We start from the raw sequence: 3059 nt of genomic DNA on the forward strand, positions 1-3059 counted from the left end.
CACATAGATACATTTCTCTTCTGGAGATAAACAAGAGACCTCATTCATCCATTCGCCTGCGTTAAGTCTCGTCCAAGACAACTTAGTTGACATGTCCGATTTCCCTCCCTTTAATTAAATGTAAAATTGCTAAAGCATCTGCTTCATTATCATCACAAGGCGCATGCCCTTTTGCGTGCATTGCCCTAATCATTTCTTCTTTTGAAGCATTTCCCTTCCCTGTCATTGCCTTCTTAATTGTACCAACAGGGATACCTTCATAAGGAATTGTGTGATCTTCACACCAAGCTGTTAAAGTCGCTAACAAGCCTCCATAAATATGAGCAGCATCAGTCCCCACATGACGACGCACCTCCTCAAAATATACAGATTCAATTTTGCTTGCTACCATCATGATTTCTGTGAGCCATTGTTTAAAGCGCAAATAGCGCATACCACCGCCTTCAAAGCGACGTGGTTGAAAACTAACTGTTCCACTTATTATGTGATTATCTGCACCACATATCGCCCAACCCGTCTTCGTACCTAGATCAAGGCAAAGAATCGTGTTAATCATCTGAAATTCCATCACAAGAATATTTTTATAATGCTGTTCAATGGCAGCTATTTTCGAAGTAAGGGGGGAAAATGCCTGATAATGATGCAATTCGAAACAAAAACAATCAAACAAACAGCATTCCACTGCAACCTTTATATATTACATCTTGTTATGAAGATTTTGCTGATGATGTTGCATGGCTTAATTTTCATAATGTAACCCCCTTTGATATTAAATTGCGTTCTGTTTCTGCTGTCTGCTGTTTGGAAGAAGATATTGCTATTGATCAGGCGCATACTAATTCTTGTCCTAGAGTATTTCTTTCTGTTGGCAGATTTAATGCACCTACTCTTCCTTACTCCCATAATATCGAAGATAGACTTCATCTTATAACCCCACCTGCAATGCCGGCTTTAAAAGTATCTCTGAAAAACATGAATATTCCAGCCCAGACAAAATGTTTTGCCATTATAGGAATACAATTTTGGGCAGACATTGATCGTTCATGCTGGGCTTCTGTTAAACTCACTTTTCAATTTTCTCCGACATACGATTTTACAAGAATTTTTAGTGCTAATATTTATCTAGAAGAAGCACTTTTGTATTCTTCTGTAGAAGAAGCTGAACGAATCCAATCGGTATGGGATGAAATGGAAAATGCAACAGATAAATTAAAGGCATATCAATTACGAAGTGCTTCATTTAATATGCAGACCGTTTATTGTGTTTCTCAAATAATCCCTGAAACTTCTCTTTGAAAGTTTGTGTATTTCCGTGTATCTCTAAGTACAACATTGATCCTAAATCATTTTTTGCTATTAAATGGTTGTATTCATCAAACGAAAAACTCCAATCAGAATTATCAAAAACGATTGTACAACCATCTGGAAAGCCTATTGCATGTATTAAACCTTCTGAACAGCTGAAAGTATAACCTGGTGTTCTTTTCATGTTTTCCCCCCTTTAAAGCTATTATGTACTTATATAGACGCTATGACAGAGCGTATTCTGATTGCTTTTTTTGAAAAAATTCTTGTAGTTCCTCAATCTCTTTCCTAAGAATTTTAATTTCTTTTCGATATTGCCAAATACAAAAGAGTAGCGATGCATAGGAAAGCGTGACTATGACATTTAATGTTCCCATCATTATACTTTGAATCATCTACTTATTTCCCTCCTTTATTTTTCTCCAGTTTAAGAGTATGGGCTGAACTGTTGATGCTCATCGTTAACAGTAGAGACAGCAGCCAAAGAAGACATAGAACCAGGACAATCTGGCAATTGAGCCAACTTTTTCTGCAACTTTAAGTAATTTATTAGAGAGATAGAGCCCCTTTTTTCCCACTTACAAACAGCAGCCTGAGTTACACCAAGCATTTTTGCCATTTCTGATTGTGTCAAATTAAATTTGATCCGTACTGATTTAATAAGACTCTTAAAATCTTCTCGTTGATTCATTTAAAGACTCCGATCATAGCTTCACCTCAATAATTACTATAATTATAATTATATAAAGTCAACAAAATTCATCTTTATCAATAATAAAAAAATAAGGTAAGCAGAACTATGAGTAATAAATCTAATATTATAAACATTTTGAAAAAGATTTTGACCGAATTTAATTTAACGCAAGAAGATGTGGCTAAACGGTTAAACGTAACACAAGCTTCCGTGTCAAAATGGCTAAAAGATTCGGATCCTAGGGGCTCTAATCGTGACGCTATTTTAAAACTATACAGAGAATTAACAGGTGAGAATCACTTCATAACCTTCGTACCTCTCATGGGTTATATCGGAGCAGGCACACAAATAGATCCAAGTTTTGAGCAAATCCCTGAAGAAGGTCTTGCACAAGTAGAAATTCCCTTTGTTCTCCCTGACGATATGATTGCTTTTGAAGTTAGAGGAGAATCCATGCTCCCCGCTTACAAAGATGGAGACATGGTTATTGTTAGACGGCGTCAAACCAAAACAATAGAATCTTTTTTTGGTAAAGAAGTAGTTGTTTTAACACATGACAATAAGAGATATATAAAGCAAATTAGTAGGGGGATGAATGGAGAAATAGATCTTCTTTCATGGAATGCATTACCTATTAAAAACGTTAAAATTATATGGATTGGAGAAATATTTGCTATTTTGCCAGAAGGTGCTTACGGCAGAATGATTCGCAATTGTCCTTAATTATTACCTGAATTAAAAGTACGCCCCCTTACCTTTCTTACTTAGTAAAATGTCACTGCAGTTTTTAAATTATAACTTTTTATAATTTTTTGCTTGATATTTTACAATTATAGTTATAAATATAAATCACACAAGCAATCGCTTACAGGCATTAGAGGGGTAAAATTATGAAAAAGCCAATTTTTATAAATTCAGATGAAATTTTGTTAGTCGTCTACAATGATGGAGATCACGTTGCTAAATCGGGACCATTCTATGACGAATTTGATATTTTGAAGGTTCTTGAAGGCACAGAAGGCGCAACAAAAATCCTTTGTATCGATAATTCAACGAAGCA

4 protein-coding genes are annotated in these 3059 nt (G+C 35.3%); 2 read left to right on the forward strand and 2 right to left on the reverse strand.

Translation table 11 applies throughout. The annotated features are described in order from the left end of the window. Positions 1 to 82: 82 nt before the first annotated feature. A complete protein-coding gene (locus WCP75_RS04855; RefSeq protein ID WP_336277114.1) occupies positions 83 to 556 on the reverse strand; it encodes a crossover junction endodeoxyribonuclease RuvC in 474 nt (157 codons plus the stop codon). Between the two features lie 71 nt (positions 557 to 627). Here WCP75_RS04855 and WCP75_RS04860 point away from each other — a divergent pair, with 71 nt between their 5' ends. Then, positions 628 to 1296 carry a hypothetical protein gene (locus tag WCP75_RS04860; protein ID WP_336277115.1) on the forward strand — a complete coding sequence of 223 codons (669 nt, stop codon included), beginning with the start codon at positions 628 to 630 and terminating at the stop codon, positions 1294 to 1296. A 436-nt stretch (positions 1297 to 1732) separates the two neighbouring features. On the opposite strand, the gene WCP75_RS04865 is transcribed toward WCP75_RS04860, so the two are convergent. Next, complete coding sequence (locus tag WCP75_RS04865; protein WP_336277116.1) at positions 1733 to 1996, reverse strand: helix-turn-helix transcriptional regulator; 264 nt, start codon at positions 1994 to 1996, stop codon at positions 1733 to 1735. A 108-nt stretch (positions 1997 to 2104) separates the two neighbouring features. Here WCP75_RS04865 and WCP75_RS04870 point away from each other — a divergent pair, with 108 nt between their 5' ends. After that, entirely contained in the window at positions 2105 to 2722 is a 618-nt protein-coding gene (locus WCP75_RS04870; protein WP_336277117.1) for a LexA family transcriptional regulator, read from the forward strand. Positions 2723 to 3059: the final 337 nt, after the last annotated feature.

The sequence above is a fragment of the Bartonella numerosa genome (genome assembly GCF_037070845.1).
Classification (GTDB): domain Bacteria; phylum Pseudomonadota; class Alphaproteobacteria; order Rhizobiales; family Rhizobiaceae; genus Bartonella.